Source organism: Desulfocurvus thunnarius (assembly GCF_055390965.1).
In genome coordinates this window covers 2,580,631-2,594,478 of sequence record NZ_AP042411.1, presented here as the reverse complement: position 1 = coordinate 2,594,478, position 13,848 = coordinate 2,580,631, and the positions used below count along the sequence as shown (strand labels likewise).

Sequence of the window (13,848 nt, the reverse complement as noted above, 5' to 3'; positions counted from 1 at the left end):
GGTTACGCCTCCTTCCCCGCGTTGCGGGCCAGTTTGAGCACGTAGGCCACCACGCTCATGCCCACGACCAGGGCGGCGAGGAACAGCACCAGCGGCGAATACTCCCCGCGCGAGGGCACGTCCCAGGCCCGGTAAAAGCCTTCGAGGTACGAGATACGCATCATCTCGCGCACGCCGACCATCATGGCCGCCGTAAAGACCACGGCCCCGGCGCCCAGGCCCGGGCGGCGGGTCAGCCCCGCGTAGAGCACGACGGCCACGCCGAGCATGGCGGCGGCGAAGAAGGCCGTGTGTACGGCGCTGTGGCCCATGAACAGGAGCATCACGTCGCGGCGGATGGTCAGCAGGAACCAGGGGCCGATGACAAGCTGGCCCACGGTGGCCCACAGGAACCAGCGCATGCCGCGCCGGACGTGCTCGGCCGCCCCGGGCCGCGCGGCGCGCTCGCCCCGGCTCCACAGCAGGGCCAGCGTCAGCCCGCCCACGGCCAGGGAGGCCAGCAGGAAGTGCGCCACGCGCGGCAGCAGGCTCGGGTCCGCCCAGTTCAGCACCGTGCCCCGGTCGTTCTCGAAATAGGCCAGCCAGCGGTCCGGCGTCAGGAACATGGTCAGGTTGTTCACGAAAAAGAAGGCCACCGCCGTCATGCAGGCCACGGCCAGCGCCAGCACCAGGGTCCGCCCCCGGCCCAGGTCCTCGTAGCGGAAGTCGAACAGGTAGGCCATGTAGTAGGCGAACATGACCAGGAAAGGCACCGAAAGCCAGAACCAGCCCATGATGATGTCGCTGATGTAAAAAAAGTGCCCGTAGAGCACCTGGAGGAAGAGCAGCGGCACCACCCCGAAGTTCACCGTGAAGGCGATGACCGTGGGCAGCTTGGTGGAAACGGCCCGGGCCGAGGGATCGTCCTTGCCGCCCAGACCACCGGCCAGGGCAATGGCCGCCATGCCGAGCATGACGTTCACGAGCAGGATATGCACCAGGAATCCCAGGCTCAGCAGGGCCTGGAATATCCACCATTGCACCTGATAGGGCTCGGTGGCGGGAATGAGGGTGGTCGGGTCCATGGCGTCCGTCCTTTCTCCCAGGATTTTGGTCCGTTATTTGGGCGTACTTCTTCCATCCCATACCCTCGGCCCGGGAAAAGGACAACCAGTTTCGTTCGTGAAAAGGACGCTTGAGTTTCCGCGCCAAATCGCTAGAGTCCGGAAAGCGATTCACGCCCCGCGCCCGGACGGCCCATGAGCGACACTCTTTTCCTGATACTGGACATCGGCAATACCAACATCAAGGCCGCCCTGGCGGCGCCCGGCGGCCCCCCCGGCCCGTCGCGCGCGGTGCCGACGCGCGACGGCGCGACGGCCCTGGGCCCGGCGGTGGAGGCCCTGTGCGCCGCTGCGGGCACGCGCCCGCAGGCTCTGGCGGGCGCCGTGGCCTCGTCCGTAGTGCCCCCGGCAGACGCGGGCGCGGCCGCCCTGGTACACGAGCTGACGGGCCGGGCGCTGCGCTTCACCCCGCGCGATCTGCCCCTGGGCTTTGCCAACATGGCGGCCATCCCGCCCAACGTAGGGGCGGACCGGCTGGCCGGAGCCTTCGGGGCGCGCGTGGCCCTGCCCGACGCCCGGGCCCTGGTGGTGCTCGATTTCGGCACGGCCACAACGGTGGACTGCGTGCTCGGGGGCGACTATCTCGGCGGGCTGACCTGCCCGGGGCTGCGCACGGCGGCCGACGCCCTGACGGCGGGCACGGCGCTTTTGCCGCCCCTGAGCCTGACCCTGGACGACCCCGGCCTGCGCCTGAGCTTCGATACCATGGACAGCCTGAACCAGGGCTTTCTGTTCGGTTTCGCGGCCCTGGCCGAAGGGCTGGTGGCGCGGCTGACGGCCCTGCTCGGCGAACCGGCCGAGGTGGTGGCCACGGGCGGGCTGGCCCCGGCGGTGGCGGCCCTGTGCCCGGCCATCGGCCACGTGCGGCCCGCGCTGGTCATGGAAGGTCTGAGCGCCGCCCTGGTGGCGCAAGGCCCATATTTCTGATACCAGGGACGCTGCGGCGTCCCGCCCCCGGCGCGCCCGCGCGCCGCACACACGCAGCCATCCTCAAGGAAGGAGACACCCATGAGCACGATCGTCAATGTCTGGGCCAGGGAGATTCTCGATTCGCGCGGCAACCCCACCGTGGAAGTCGAAGTGACCACCGACTCCGGGGCCAAGGGTGTGGCGGCGGTGCCCTCCGGCGCCTCCACCGGCACCCGCGAGGCCCTGGAGCTGCGCGACGGCGACCCCGCCCGCTACGGCGGCAAGGGCGTGCAAAAGGCCGTGGAAAACGTCAACGGCGAAATCGCCGAGAACGTGGTCGGCCTCGACGTGCTGCGCCAGGTCGCCCTGGACAACGCCCTCATCGACCTCGACGGCACCGAAAGCAAGTCGCGCCTGGGCGCCAACGCCATGCTCGGCGTGTCCATGGCCGCCGCCCGCGCCGGGGCGAAGTTCATGGGCCTGCCCCTGTACCGCTACCTGGGCGGCATCAACGCCAAGGTGCTGCCCGCGCCGCTCATGAACATCGTCAACGGCGGGGCGCACGCCCCCAACAACCTGGACATCCAGGAGTTCATGATCGTGCCCCTGGGCGCGGACACCTTCGCCGAGGCCCTGCGCATGGGCGCCGAAACCTTCCATAACCTCAAGAAGATCCTGGCCAAGGACGGCCACGTCACCAGCGTGGGCGACGAGGGCGGCTTCGCGCCCAACCTCGCCAGCCACCAGGAAGCCTTCGAGTACATCATCCGCGCCATCACCGCCGCCGGCTACGAGCCCGGCCGCGACATCGCCCTGGCCATCGACGCCGCCGCCAGCGAATTCCACAAGGACGGCAAGTACGCCTTCGCGGGCGAAAAGCGCGTCTTCTCCGCCGGTGAACTCATCGACTACTACGCCGACATGTGCTCGCGCTTCCCCATCGTCTCCATCGAGGACGGCCTGGCCGAAGGCGACTGGGACGGCTGGAAGGCCCTGTCGGCCAAGCTGGGCGAAACCATCCAGCTCGTGGGCGACGACATCTTCGTCACCAACCCCGAGATCCTGGCCCGGGGCATCGAGGAAGGCGTGGCCAACTCCATCCTCATCAAGCTGAACCAGATCGGCACCGTCACCGAAACCCTGGACACCATCGAAATGGCCCGGGGCGCCGCGTACACCACGGTCATCTCCCACCGTTCGGGCGAAACCGAGGACCACTTCATCGCCGATCTGGCCGTGGCCGTGAACGCCGGGCAGATCAAGACCGGATCGCTGTCGCGCTCCGACCGTCTGGCCAAGTACAACCAGCTGCTGCGCATCGAGGAGGACCTGGAGGACGACGGCCTCTACTTCGGGCCCATCATGGGCGAGCAGTGGTTCGACATGGACTAGCACACCGACCCCGAAGCAACGCGGGGCGCGGGAGCCCGACAGGCCCGCGCCCCGCTCCTTTTCCCGGCTTGAACCACAACCCGGAGGCCCGACATGATTCTTCTGGACGGCAAGGCCACCGCAGCCACCATCCGCGCGGAACTCAAAACCAGGGTCGACGCCCTGCACCGGGCCCACGGCCGGGCCCCGGGGCTGGCCGTGATCCTCGTGGGCGACGACCCCGCCAGCCAGGTTTACGTGCGCATGAAGGAAAAAGGCTGCGCCGAGGCGGGCGTCGTGTCCTTCTCCCACCGCCTGGACGCCGCGATTGCCCAGGCCGACCTGGAAGCCCTGATCGACCGCCTCAATGCCGACCCCGCCGTGGACGGCATCCTGCTCCAACTGCCCCTGCCCAAGGGGCTGGACAGCCAGGCCTGCCTGGAGCGCATCGCTCCGGACAAGGACGTGGACGGCTTCCACCCCGAAAACATGGGCCGCCTGGCCCTGGGCCTGCCCGGCTACCGGCCCTGCACCCCGGCGGGCGTGGTGGAACTGCTGCGCCGCCACGGCGTGACCACGGCGGGCAAGCGCGCCGTGGTGCTGGGGCGCTCCAACATCGTGGGCAAGCCCATGGCCCTCATGCTCCTGGAATACGGCGCCCACGGCGACGCGACCACCACCGTGGTCCACTCGCGCACGCCCCTGGCCGACCAGCGCGCCTGCTGCCGCGAGGCCGACATCGTGGTCGCCGCAGTGGGCCGCCCGCTGCACGTCAAGGCCGACTGGATCAAGGACGGCGCCGTGGTCGTCGACGTGGGCATCCACCGCACCGAAACCGGGCTGGTCGGCGACTGCGACTTCGAGGCCATGAAGGACAAATGCGCCGCCATCACCCCCGTGCCCGGCGGCGTCGGGCCCATGACCATCGCCCAACTGCTGACCAACACCGTGGCCGCCTGCGCCGCGCACCTGGGCGCCTGACGCGCCCGCCGGGGCGCGGCCCCATTCCCGAATGGGGGACCGGCCAGGGGGCTCCGCCCCCCGGCACCCCCCGCCAGGGGCCGACGGCCCCTGGACCCCGCACGCCGATGCGGGCCGGGCGGCAGGAAGCCGTCCGGCCCGCATCGGGAGTTTTGGGCGCAGAGAAAAGGCTACCGGAAACCGGGCTCCGAAAAGGCGCCCCCCTCCTCCGCTCCGCCTGCGGCAATGCGCCACGGCCCGCGCAGGCCGGATTATTCGATGGGCTCCAGCCGGAAGCCGCCGAACTCCGTTTCGCCCAGGCCTTCGTCGTTCGGCTCCGGAGCGGGGCCCCGGTTGGGAGCCGGACCGGAGTCCGGGCCAGGCTTCGGGGCAGGGTCCGGAACGGCGCCCGGTTCGGAGGCAGCCTGTGAAGCGCTGCTTGAGGCGCCCTCAGGGGGCTGCTCCGGAACCGGAGCCATGGCTGGAGCGGAAGCCGGAGCCGGGGCGGCCAGGGGGCAACCGGGACGGCCGACTCCGGCAGCCGGGAGCCCCCGCCCCTGCGCCGCATCGGCGGCCGGAGGCCGGGCCTCGGCATCGTCGTCCCCGGCCAGCCGGAAGTGGTTCCGCCCGCGCTGCTTGACGCGGTACATGGCCTGATCGGCGCGGCTGGTGAGCTCGCGCGGGGTGTCGCCGTGGGCCGGGAACAGGCTGCCGCCCACACTCACGCCGACCTCGCAGCGGCAGGCGTCCAGGTCCACCGGAATATTCAGGGTCTCGATGATTTCCCCGGCGATGCACTCCATGGTCTGCGGGCCCGAGACGTTCCACAGCAGCACGCCGAACTCGTCGCCGCCGATGCGCGAGGCCATGTCGGACACGCGCAGCCGCTCGCGCAACCGCCCGCCCAGAACGCGCAACAGTTCGTCGCCGGTCTGGTGGCCATAGGTGTCGTTTACGGGCTTGAAACCGTCCAGGTCCATGAACAACACGCCCACGGTCTGGCCCGAGCGCCGGGCCTGGGCCAGCATGCGCTCGAACTCGCGCTCGAAGGCCACGCGGTTGGGCAGCCCGGTGAGGGGGTCGGTCAGGGCGCGCTCGGCCAGTTCGGCCACTTCGCGCCTGCGTTCGGACACGTCGCTGGCCACGCCCTCGATACGCAGCAGGGCGCCGTCCTCGCCCCGGATGGCCCGCAGGCTGCATGCCAGCCAGACCCGGCTGCCGTCGCGGCGCAGCACTTCCACCTCGTGGCCGTGCAGCACACCCTCCTCCTGCATCCGGGCCAGGACTTCCATGCGCTTCCCGGGGGTGGCGTAGACCTGCCCGGCGAGGTCCGTCACGGCGCGGGTCAGTTCCTCGGGCGAATCGTAGCCAAGGATGCGCGCCATGGCCGCGTTGGCGCGCACGATGCGCCCCTCGGCGGTGGTGGTGAAGATGCCGTCCACGGCGTTGTCGAAGATGTTGCGGTAGGTCGCCCAGGCCTCGCGCAGGTCGGCCTCGATGCGCTTGAGGTCCGTCACGTCGGTGATCACGCCCACAAGGCCGAGGTGCTTGCCCGCCGAGTCGGCCACCAGTCCCTCCTGGATCACCACGTCGCGCCGGGAGCCGTTGCGGGTACGCAGCCAGGTGTCGAAGCGGTGCATGCCGCCGCCATTGGTCAGCAGGGCTTCGGAGCGCTCCATCCAGTCGGCGGCGACCTCGGGCGGCATCAGTTCGGCGGGGCCGCGGCCGATGACCTCGCGCCGCCCGTGGCCCAGAAACTGCTCGAAGGCGCTGTTCACGTGGCGGAACTGGCCCCGGCCGTCCTTGTAGAACAACGGGTTGGGAATGGTGTCCATGACCGTTTGGAGGAACAGGTGGCTGTCGCGCAGTTCGCGCTCGGCGCGCCTGCGGGCGGTCACGTCCAGCATGGCGCCTTCGAGATAGCCGTCTTCGGAATTCAGGCTGGCCGTCAGGGCCAGGGCCTTGCGGCTGCCGTCGGGCCGGGTCACGAAAATCTCGAAATCCTCCACACGGCCCCGGGCGGCCAGGGCCTCCAGCAGGGCCTCGCGCTGGCCGGGCTCGGCATAGGCCTCTGCCGGGCGGCAGCGCTCCAGGAACTCGGCCACCGAGGCGTAACCGAACATGGTCGCCGCCGCCTCGTTGGCCAGCAGCACGCGCTCGCCGTCCACCGAGGTGCGGAAGATGCCCACGGTGGCGCTTTCGTAGATGCGCTGAAAAAAAGCCGCGGCATCGGAGGAGCAGGCCTCCGGGGCGACGGGCGGCGACGGGGCCGCGACTCCGGGGGCGGCGGGGGCGGATTGGCGCAGGTCGGGGACGCCGCGCCCGGCCGACGGCCCGGAGGCCGGGGCCGGGCGGCGCAAAGCCTCGGGCGGCGGCAGGACCCGCCCGCGCTCGCGGACGACATACGCACCCACGCCACCCAGGCCGAGGGCCAACCCCGCCAGCAGCAGCCACAGCGGCACAGCAATGGTCATGCTCAGAAATTCCACTCGTCGCCTCACAACCCCGCGCACCGGCTTGGCAGTCCGGCGGGGTGCCGTCGATTGTCCGCCCCCGTGGCGCGGGGGCACCCGTGTCATTGTCAACGATAGCCGCGAAGCCGCCCGGGCGCAAGGCCGCCGCCGGGCTTGGCAAGGCCGCCGGGGGTCTGCTATCCCTGCCGGACCGCAACCGCAGTCAGGAGACCCGCGCCATGCAGCTCGAAAGCCCCCAGTTCACCGACGGCCAGCCCCTGCCCATCCAGTACACCGCCGACGCCAGCGACTTCGCCCCGGCCCTGAAATGGGACGGCGCCCCCGAGGGCACCCGGAGCTTCGCCCTGGTCTGCGAAGACCCGGGCGGCCCCCGCGGCCCCTGGACTCATTGGCTCGTCTACGGCATCCCGGGCGCGGCCTTCATGCTGGCGGCCAAGCTGCCGCGCATGGCCGAGCACCCCTCGGGCCTGCGCCAGGGCCTGAACGACTGGGGTCGCCTGGGCTACAGCGGCCCGGCCCCCGGCCACGGCAGCGGGCGCTACGTCTTCACCCTGCACGCGCTGGACACGGACCCCGACCTGCCGCCCCAGGCCGGGCGCAAGGAATTCGAGGCCGCCCTGCGGGGCCATGTGCTGGCCTCGGCCAGTATCGTGGCCACCTACGGCCCCGCATAGCCGCCCGGGGCTCCCGGGCCGGGGTGCATCCCCGGCCCGGCTGTGCTAGCATGGGGGCACCCTCGACCCTGGAGCCCGCCATGTCCAGCATCTTTCACCGCCGCATGCGCTCCCGCCACACCTTCGCGCCGCTGGCCGCCCTGGCCCTGCTGCTGGCCCTGGGGGCCTGCGCCGGGGCGCCGCGCGCCCTGACCCCGGTGCCCGCCGCCCTCGACCCTGATCACCCCGGCCCGGCCCGCACGCCCGAAGACGCCGCCTTCGCCGCCCGGGCGGTCCTGGGGCGCATCCAGGGCGCGGCCCCGCGCGGGGCGGGCTACGCCCCCGAGGCCGCCGCCGTTCTGGACCGCCAGCCCTTCGCCTATCCCGGCTTCCACATCGCGGCCCACGGCCTGCTGCGCTACGCCGCGCCTCAGGGCGCCCCCGAGGCCCGCACGGCGGCGGGCAACCTCGTGCTCGCCGACGCCCACGGGCGCATCGCCGGGCTGGCCTACGACGTGACGTATCATCTGGCGGACGGCGCCCTGGTCCTGGACCGGGCCCTGGTGGCCCCCGTCTACCGCGAGGCGGCCACGGTGCGCGCCTTCCTGGTGCCCAAGGACGCCCTGCCCGCCCCGGCGCCCACCTGGGAGCAGGCCTACGCGGCCATGGCCGCCCTGGACGCCATGCCCCCGGAAGGCCTGCGCACGCCGCACCTGCTGGGCACCCACGCCCTGGCCCTTTTCGTCATGGAACGCATGCACCCCGAGGCGGACCTGCGCCTGAACATCCCCATCCCCGAAGTGGACGTGCCGCTGGACGCGATGCGTCCGGTGCCCGGGGTCTATCGCGATTACGACGGCTGGCGCATGGCCGTGGTCGAGCTGTCCCCGGGCATCGTGGCCGGGCTGGGCGGAACGGGGCGGGAGAGGAACCCCTAGAAGGCCAGCAGCACGTAGCCCGCGGTGACCAGGATCATGGACACCACGCGCAGGGTCTGGCTGGCCACGATGAGCTTCACCGCCAGCCGCTGGGGGAAGATGCCCGCGTAGTAGGGATATTGATGGCGGATGGTGCGCATGGGTGAGGACAGCACGTTGCCCAGCAGCAGGGTCAGCACGGCCATGTTGGGGGCGATGGCGCCCTGGTCCAGCAGGGGCCGCAGGGCCGAAAGCCCGGCGGCCAGTTCGCCCGTGGATTGCAGGGCGATGACCGAAACGACCTGGGGCGGCAGCCAGGACAAAAAAGCCAGGTGCGCGGTCATGAACCGCTCGATGGCCGTGAACAGTCCCCACTCCTGAAGCAGGAAGAACAGCACGTAAACCGGCACGGTGATGCCCAGGATGCGCCGGATGCGCTGGGAGAAGCGCGCCAGGGCCCGGCCCAGGGCCTGGCGCACGGACAGCGGTTTGTACTCGTCCAGGCGGCAGGGGATACACCCATCGGCCAGGGGCGGGTTGAACAGCCGCCCCGCCAGCACCACCGCCCCCGTGCGCAACACCGCAGCCAGCACCGCCAGGCCCACATAGGCGTTGGCCAGCTCGCCCACCAGGGAGCGCGTGATGGCGTACATGGTCGGCAAGTGCAGGAAGAACGTCGGCATGCTGTTGAACAGGTTGGAGAACAGGAGTTCGCGGTCGCCGATCTGCCCCCGGGCGTGGGCCTCGGCCAGCATGGTGTTGGCCGATACGCCCGAGAAAAAGGCCATGGAGAACGCGGCGCCGCTCACGTCGGTCAGGCGCGCGGTGCGCGTAAGCGGCGCGGCCAGCACGGCCACGAAGCGCACCCAGTTCAGGGCCTCGATGAGCGTGCCCACCAGCAGGCCCAGGGCCACGAAGAAGCACAGCCGCACCAGCGGCCAGCCAAGGCCGTGCCACAGGGCGACGAGATCCCATTCCACGGGCGGCCTCCGCTAGCCCCTGCCTCCGGGGCCGGGCGCCGGAGGCGCGTCCAGCCCGGCGGAGCGCTGCTCGTCCGGGTCCATGGCGAAGCTGTGTTCGGGCCCGGGAAAGGCGCCGCTGCGCACCTCCTCGCAGAAGGCGGCCATGGCCTGGGTCGCGGCCTGGCCCAGCTCGGCGTAGCGTTTGACGAAGCGCGGGGTGAAGCGGTCGAACAGACCGAGCACGTCGTGGCTGACCAGCACCTGCCCGTCGCAGTGCGGCCCCGCGCCGATGCCGATGGTCGGGATGCCCACGGCGGCGGTGACGGCCTGGGCCACGGGCGCGGGCACGGCCTCCAGCACCAGGGCGAAGCAGCCCGCATCCTCCAGGCGGCGGGCGTCGTCCAGCAGGGCCTGGGCGGCCCGGGCCGTGCGGCCCTGAACCTTGAAGCCGCCCATGCGCGCCACGCTCTGGGGCGTGAGCCCGATGTGGCCCATGACCGGGATGTCCGCGCGCAGGATGGCCTCGATGCGCCCCAGCACGCGCGCCCCGCCCTCGACCTTCACCGCCCCGGCCCGGCCCTCGGCCAGAAAGCGCACGGCGTTGCGCACGGCGTCGGCATCGTCGGCCTGATAGGAGCCGAACGGCATGTCGCCGACCACCAACGCCCGCAGCACCCCGCAGGCCACGGCCCGGGTGTGGTGGATCATGGCGTCCATGCCCACGTCGAGAGTGTCGGGCCGCCCCAGGCCGACCATGGCCAGGGAATCGCCCACGAGAACCATGTCCACCCCCGCGGCGTCGGCCAGACGGGCCAGGGCATAGTCGTGGGCGGTGAGCATGGCCAGCCGGGGCCCGCCCTTGCGGGCGGTCACGGCGGGCACGGTCATGGGGGCGGAAGCGGCGGTGGGGGCGGTCATGGCGAAATCCTCCTTGCAGGGGCGGCCCTGCGACGCGGGCGACACGGTAGCAACAGCCCGCGCCCGGTGCAAGGGCGGCGTGGCGGCAAAAAAACGGGGCCCCCGCCGCGCGTGCGACGGGGGCCCCGGCTTGCGGGCAAAGAGAGGCTAGAGTTCCTGGATCATCCAGACCATGCGGCCGATGATCTTGTCGCGGTACTCCTCGAAGCCGAAGTGCTGGTCGGCGTGGCCGGAATTCTCGGCGCGCAGCACGAAGCGGTTCTTCTCGGCCTCCAGGAACACCCGACGCACCACCAGCCCCTCGTAGGGCAGCAGCACGCCGTATATCTCGCCGGAAAGCACGCTGATCTGGTCGCGGTCCAGGCCCACGAAGGCTCCGCGGCGGATGATCGGCTCCATGCCCGCGCCGTCCATGCGCACCACAAGCAGCGACTTGCGGTCGAAGGCCTTGGGGATGGCGATCTTGCCCGCGGGCTGGGGCTTCCAGCCGCCGTCCTCGGCGGTGCCCCCGGCCATGGCGTAGCAGGTGACGACCTTGGCCGAGGCCATGGGTTCGCCGTAGGGCGAGCCCTCCTCGCGCAACGTCTCGGACAGGGCGGGCTGGTCGAAGGGCTTGTAGCCTTCCTTGGTCTTGATGTATTGCGGGCCGCGCCCCAGGGCCAGCCAGTCGGGGTTCAGCCCGAACTCGCGGAACAGGGTCAGGAACCAGTCCGCCGGCACGGAATCGCGGCGCTTGGCGTCGGAGATGCTGGACTGGCGAATGCCCAGCACCTGCGCCAGCTCGACCTGGGTCCTGGTCCCGGTGGCCTCTTTTATGCGGTCCACCACCGTCTCGAAATTCTCACCGTATTTTTTCCCGGATTTTCCCATTTCTTTTCTCTCATTACCCGTTTTGCTGTTGACCGCCCATGCGCATGGCTATATAGTCAATCGCGTCAGGACCATGCCATGGAAATCGGTAAACAAATTGACGAAAAGAACCCGAGCCGTCAAGACCGGCTGCGGTCCTGGCTGGCGCTGCACAAGATCCGCCACGGGGACCTGGCTCTCGCCCTGGGGGTCCACCCGTCCATGATCACGCGCATCGTCAACGGCGACCGCGCACCGGCGCGACGCATCGGCGAACTTGCCAAGCTCGGCATCCCCCGCGAGTTGCTCCCCGAGCCCTCGCGGTCGCCCGGCAGGCCACCTGGCGCCAAAAACGCACCACACAAAGCCGCAAGGCCCTCTGTGGAACCCTCGGACTGTCCGGATAAAGAATCGTAAGTGGAATGCAGTGCGTATGCACTTCCGGCGGGCGCGCCCGCTGGGTTCACAGACGATTCCGGCCACGCCGGACGCAGTCAACACTGCGGCCCGGCGTACCCGCCAGCCCGTCCCCCTCAGGCGTTTTCGTATGCGATGATGAATGCCCTTGACGCATTTGTCAATCGGCAACCTGCGTCGGCCCGGGGATATCGCTGGAACGATACATCGAAGAATCGCTGTGCGCCCTGGGAAAAGAAGGAGCCGTATCGCGCCAAAGAATTTCAACTGGTGAACTGATATTTCATAAAACGGGCGGCTCCCCCGCATGGGGAAGCCGCCCGTTCAGTGGACAACACTGTGAAACGTCAGCGGAAGTGGCGCAGGAACTCGCTGTCCGGAGACAGGATGACCCGGGTGTTGTCGCCGAAGCTCTTTTCGTAGGCTTCCAGGCTGCGCTTGAAGGCGTAGAAGTCCGGCGACGACTTGAGGGCCTCGCCGAAGATGCGCGCCGACTCGGCGTCGCCCTGGCCGCGCATGATCTGCGCCTCGCGCTCGGCGTCGGCCAACAGCAGCGCGCGGTCCCTGTCCGCGCCGGACTTGACCTTGGCGGCCTCCTCCTGGCCCTCGGAGCGGTACTGCTTGGCCTGACGCTCGCGCTCGGCGCGCATGCGCCCGAAGATGGCCCGCTCGTTCTCCGGGGGCAGGTCCGTGCGCTTGATGCGCACGTCCACCAGCTCGATGCCGTACTCCCCGATCAGTTCCGCCGAGCGCGTCAGCACCTCGGCCATGATCTGGGCCCGCTTCTGGGCCACGATCTCCTGCAAGGTGTAGCGGCCCAGAGCCACGCGCAACTGGGAGTAGATGATGTCGTCCAGCCGGGCCGTGGCCCCGCGCTCGTTGTTCACCGTGCGGTAGTATTGCAGCGGGTCCACGATGCGCCACTTGCTGAAGTTGTCCAGCAGCATGGCCTTCTTGTCCTCGGTGAGAATCTCCCGCGGCTGGGCGTCGTGCTCCAGGATGCGCGCGTCGAACAGCGTCGCGCCCTGGATGAAGGGTTTCTTGAAGTGCAGGCCGGGCTCCTTGGCCCCGCCCACGGGCTTGCCCAGCTCCAGCACGATGGCCGTCTGGGTCTGGTGCACCAGAAACACGCTTTGGGACAACAGCAGCAACGCCGCGCCCAGAATGCCCAGCAGCCAACCGGTTCTCTTGCTCATTGCTTGCCTCCGGTGGTCTGGGCCGCCGGGGCGCCCTGGCCGGAAGCCTGGGCCCTGGGCAGCTTGTCCAGCGGCAGATACGGCACCACGCCGCCCGCCGCCTTGGAATCGATGATGATCTTCTCCAGGTCGGGGTTGGCGAGCACGTTCTCCATGGTTTCCAGATACAGGCGGGTGCGCGTCACGTCGCGGGCCTTCTCGTATTCGCGCAGCAGGGCCGTATAGCGCGCGGCGTCACCCTGGGCGTGGCGGATGCGCGTCTCCTTGTAGGCCTCGGCCTGGTTCAGCAATACCGCCGCCTGCCCCCGGGCGCGCGGCAGCAGGTCGTTGCGGTAGGCGTCGGCCTCGTTGATCAGCCTGCTCTTGTCCTCGCGGGCCGAGGCCACGTCCTTGAAGGCGTCGATGACCTCGCGCGGCGGGTGCACGTCCTGAAGCTGCACGGCGATCACGTCCACCCCGGCCTTGTAGCGGTCCAGCACCGTCTGGAGCAGCTCGCGGCAGTCGTCCTGGATGGCCGCCTTGCCCGTGGTCAGCACCGTGTCGATGAGGTTGTAGCCGACCACCTCGCGCATGGCCGCCTCGGCGGCGGCCTTCACCGTCTCGTGCTGCTTGCGGACGTTGAACAGGAACTCCCGCGCGTCCTTGATCTTGTATTGGACGATGAACTGCACGTCGACGATGTTCTCGTCGCCGGTGAGCATGAGCGATTCCTGGTCCACCGCGCGGGTCTGCTGGGCGCCGGCGCCGCCCGGCCCCCGGAAGCCGACCTCCAGGCGATGGATGGTCGTCACCTTCGGCGTTTCCACGCTCTCGAGGGGGAACGGCAGGTGGTAATGCAGCCCGCTTTCCGTCAGTCGGGCGAACTTCCCGAACCGCAAGACCACGCCCTGCTCGTCCGCATTGACGATGTACAGGCCCGAAAGGCCCCACAACGCCAGCGCCACCAGCACGATGATCTTGCCCGCCGGAAACTTGAACTGCCGCAACCGCCGGACCTCGAAGCTGAAATCGCCAAGGCCCGGCCCCCCGCCCGGCGCGCCGGGCTGCCTCTGCCGCTTGTTTTGTTGGAGCTTGTCCCAGTCCCAGTTCATAATGCCCCGGTTTACGGTCTGCGCGCCC

The 13,848-nt window shown here is 70.0% G+C and carries 13 protein-coding genes; 6 read left to right on the top strand and 7 right to left on the bottom strand.

What is annotated here, in order from left to right; all coding sequences use genetic code 11:
- Window positions 1–2: 2 nt before the first annotated feature.
- Window positions 3–1,064 (bottom strand): hypothetical protein, encoded by a 1,062-nt coding sequence (locus tag ACZ5KV_RS11280; protein WP_464239403.1) that lies wholly within the window; start codon window positions 1,062–1,064, stop codon window positions 3–5.
- 174 nt (window positions 1,065–1,238) lie between these two features.
- Here ACZ5KV_RS11280 and ACZ5KV_RS11275 point away from each other — a divergent pair, with 174 nt between their 5' ends.
- The 3 genes from ACZ5KV_RS11275 to folD all read left to right on the top strand — a co-directional run bounded on the left by ACZ5KV_RS11275 (window position 1,239) and on the right by folD (window position 4,364).
- Complete coding sequence (locus tag ACZ5KV_RS11275; RefSeq protein WP_464239402.1) at window positions 1,239–2,030, top strand: type III pantothenate kinase; 792 nt, start codon at window positions 1,239–1,241, stop codon at window positions 2,028–2,030.
- An 81-nt stretch (window positions 2,031–2,111) separates the two neighbouring features.
- Window positions 2,112–3,404: a phosphopyruvate hydratase gene (eno, locus tag ACZ5KV_RS11270; protein WP_464239401.1), complete on the top strand. Its 1,293-nt coding sequence runs from the start codon at window positions 2,112–2,114 to the stop codon at window positions 3,402–3,404.
- 93 nt (window positions 3,405–3,497) lie between these two features.
- Complete coding sequence (folD, locus tag ACZ5KV_RS11265; RefSeq protein WP_464239400.1) at window positions 3,498–4,364, top strand: bifunctional methylenetetrahydrofolate dehydrogenase/methenyltetrahydrofolate cyclohydrolase FolD; 867 nt, start codon at window positions 3,498–3,500, stop codon at window positions 4,362–4,364.
- 251 nt (window positions 4,365–4,615) lie between these two features.
- Here folD and ACZ5KV_RS11260 read toward each other — a convergent pair whose 3' ends face one another.
- The gene (locus tag ACZ5KV_RS11260) at window positions 4,616–6,817 is read right to left on the bottom strand and encodes a PAS domain S-box protein (RefSeq protein ID WP_464239399.1); all 2,202 of its coding nucleotides are present in this window, start codon (window positions 6,815–6,817) and stop codon (window positions 4,616–4,618) included.
- Window positions 6,818–7,035: 218 nt separating this feature from the next.
- On the opposite strand from ACZ5KV_RS11260, the gene ACZ5KV_RS11255 reads away from it, so the two are divergent.
- Window positions 7,036–7,491 carry a YbhB/YbcL family Raf kinase inhibitor-like protein gene (locus ACZ5KV_RS11255; protein WP_464239398.1) on the top strand — a complete coding sequence of 152 codons (456 nt, stop codon included), beginning with the start codon at window positions 7,036–7,038 and terminating at the stop codon, window positions 7,489–7,491.
- Between the two features lie 80 nt (window positions 7,492–7,571).
- A complete protein-coding gene (locus ACZ5KV_RS11250) occupies window positions 7,572–8,408 on the top strand; it encodes a hypothetical protein (RefSeq protein ID WP_464239397.1) in 837 nt (278 codons plus the stop codon).
- Here ACZ5KV_RS11250 and ACZ5KV_RS11245 read toward each other — a convergent pair.
- The 3 genes from ACZ5KV_RS11245 to ACZ5KV_RS11235 all read right to left on the bottom strand — a co-directional run bounded on the left by ACZ5KV_RS11245 (window position 8,405) and on the right by ACZ5KV_RS11235 (window position 11,092).
- Entirely contained in the window at window positions 8,405–9,367 is a 963-nt protein-coding gene (locus ACZ5KV_RS11245) for a hypothetical protein (protein ID WP_464239396.1), read from the bottom strand. The two genes, ACZ5KV_RS11250 and ACZ5KV_RS11245, sit on opposite strands and share 4 nt — an antisense overlap.
- A gap of 12 nt (window positions 9,368–9,379) precedes the next feature.
- Window positions 9,380–10,267 (bottom strand): 3-methyl-2-oxobutanoate hydroxymethyltransferase, encoded by an 888-nt coding sequence (gene panB, locus ACZ5KV_RS11240; RefSeq protein WP_464239395.1) that lies wholly within the window; start codon window positions 10,265–10,267, stop codon window positions 9,380–9,382.
- Window positions 10,268–10,414: 147 nt separating this feature from the next.
- Window positions 10,415–11,092, bottom strand: coding sequence for a LexA family transcriptional regulator (locus tag ACZ5KV_RS11235; RefSeq protein ID WP_464239394.1), 678 nt, complete (start codon window positions 11,090–11,092; stop codon window positions 10,415–10,417).
- A 123-nt stretch (window positions 11,093–11,215) separates the two neighbouring features.
- On the opposite strand from ACZ5KV_RS11235, the gene ACZ5KV_RS11230 reads away from it, so the two are divergent.
- A complete protein-coding gene (locus tag ACZ5KV_RS11230) occupies window positions 11,216–11,533 on the top strand; it encodes a helix-turn-helix domain-containing protein (RefSeq protein WP_464239393.1) in 318 nt (105 codons plus the stop codon).
- A gap of 347 nt (window positions 11,534–11,880) precedes the next feature.
- Here ACZ5KV_RS11230 and hflC read toward each other — a convergent pair whose 3' ends face one another.
- Both hflC and hflK read right to left on the bottom strand, forming a co-directional pair.
- On the bottom strand, window positions 11,881–12,729 hold the full coding sequence (gene hflC / locus ACZ5KV_RS11225; RefSeq protein WP_464239392.1) for a protease modulator HflC: 849 nt from the start codon (window positions 12,727–12,729) through the stop codon (window positions 11,881–11,883).
- Window positions 12,726–13,820, bottom strand: a complete 1,095-nt coding sequence (hflK, locus tag ACZ5KV_RS11220; RefSeq protein WP_464239391.1) for an FtsH protease activity modulator HflK — start codon at window positions 13,818–13,820, stop codon at window positions 12,726–12,728. Before hflK ends, hflC begins: the two co-directional genes overlap by 4 nt.
- Window positions 13,821–13,848: the final 28 nt, after the last annotated feature.

Coding starts and splice junctions, on each gene's coding strand:
- eno (WP_464239401.1), top strand. CDS start 2,112: ATGAGCACGATCGTCAATGTCTGGGCCAGGGAGATTCTCGATTCGCGC.
- ACZ5KV_RS11230 (WP_464239393.1), top strand. CDS start 11,216: ATGGAAATCGGTAAACAAATTGACGAAAAGAACCCGAGCCGTCAAGAC.
- ACZ5KV_RS11280 (WP_464239403.1), bottom strand. CDS start 1,064: ATGGACCCGACCACCCTCATTCCCGCCACCGAGCCCTATCAGGTGCAA.
- ACZ5KV_RS11250 (WP_464239397.1), top strand. CDS start 7,572: ATGTCCAGCATCTTTCACCGCCGCATGCGCTCCCGCCACACCTTCGCG.
- hflK (WP_464239391.1), bottom strand. CDS start 13,820: ATGAACTGGGACTGGGACAAGCTCCAACAAAACAAGCGGCAGAGGCAG.
- folD (WP_464239400.1), top strand. CDS start 3,498: ATGATTCTTCTGGACGGCAAGGCCACCGCAGCCACCATCCGCGCGGAA.
- ACZ5KV_RS11260 (WP_464239399.1), bottom strand. CDS start 6,817: ATGACCATTGCTGTGCCGCTGTGGCTGCTGCTGGCGGGGTTGGCCCTC.
- hflC (WP_464239392.1), bottom strand. CDS start 12,729: ATGAGCAAGAGAACCGGTTGGCTGCTGGGCATTCTGGGCGCGGCGTTG.
- panB (WP_464239395.1), bottom strand. CDS start 10,267: ATGACCGCCCCCACCGCCGCTTCCGCCCCCATGACCGTGCCCGCCGTG.
- ACZ5KV_RS11275 (WP_464239402.1), top strand. CDS start 1,239: ATGAGCGACACTCTTTTCCTGATACTGGACATCGGCAATACCAACATC.
- ACZ5KV_RS11255 (WP_464239398.1), top strand. CDS start 7,036: ATGCAGCTCGAAAGCCCCCAGTTCACCGACGGCCAGCCCCTGCCCATC.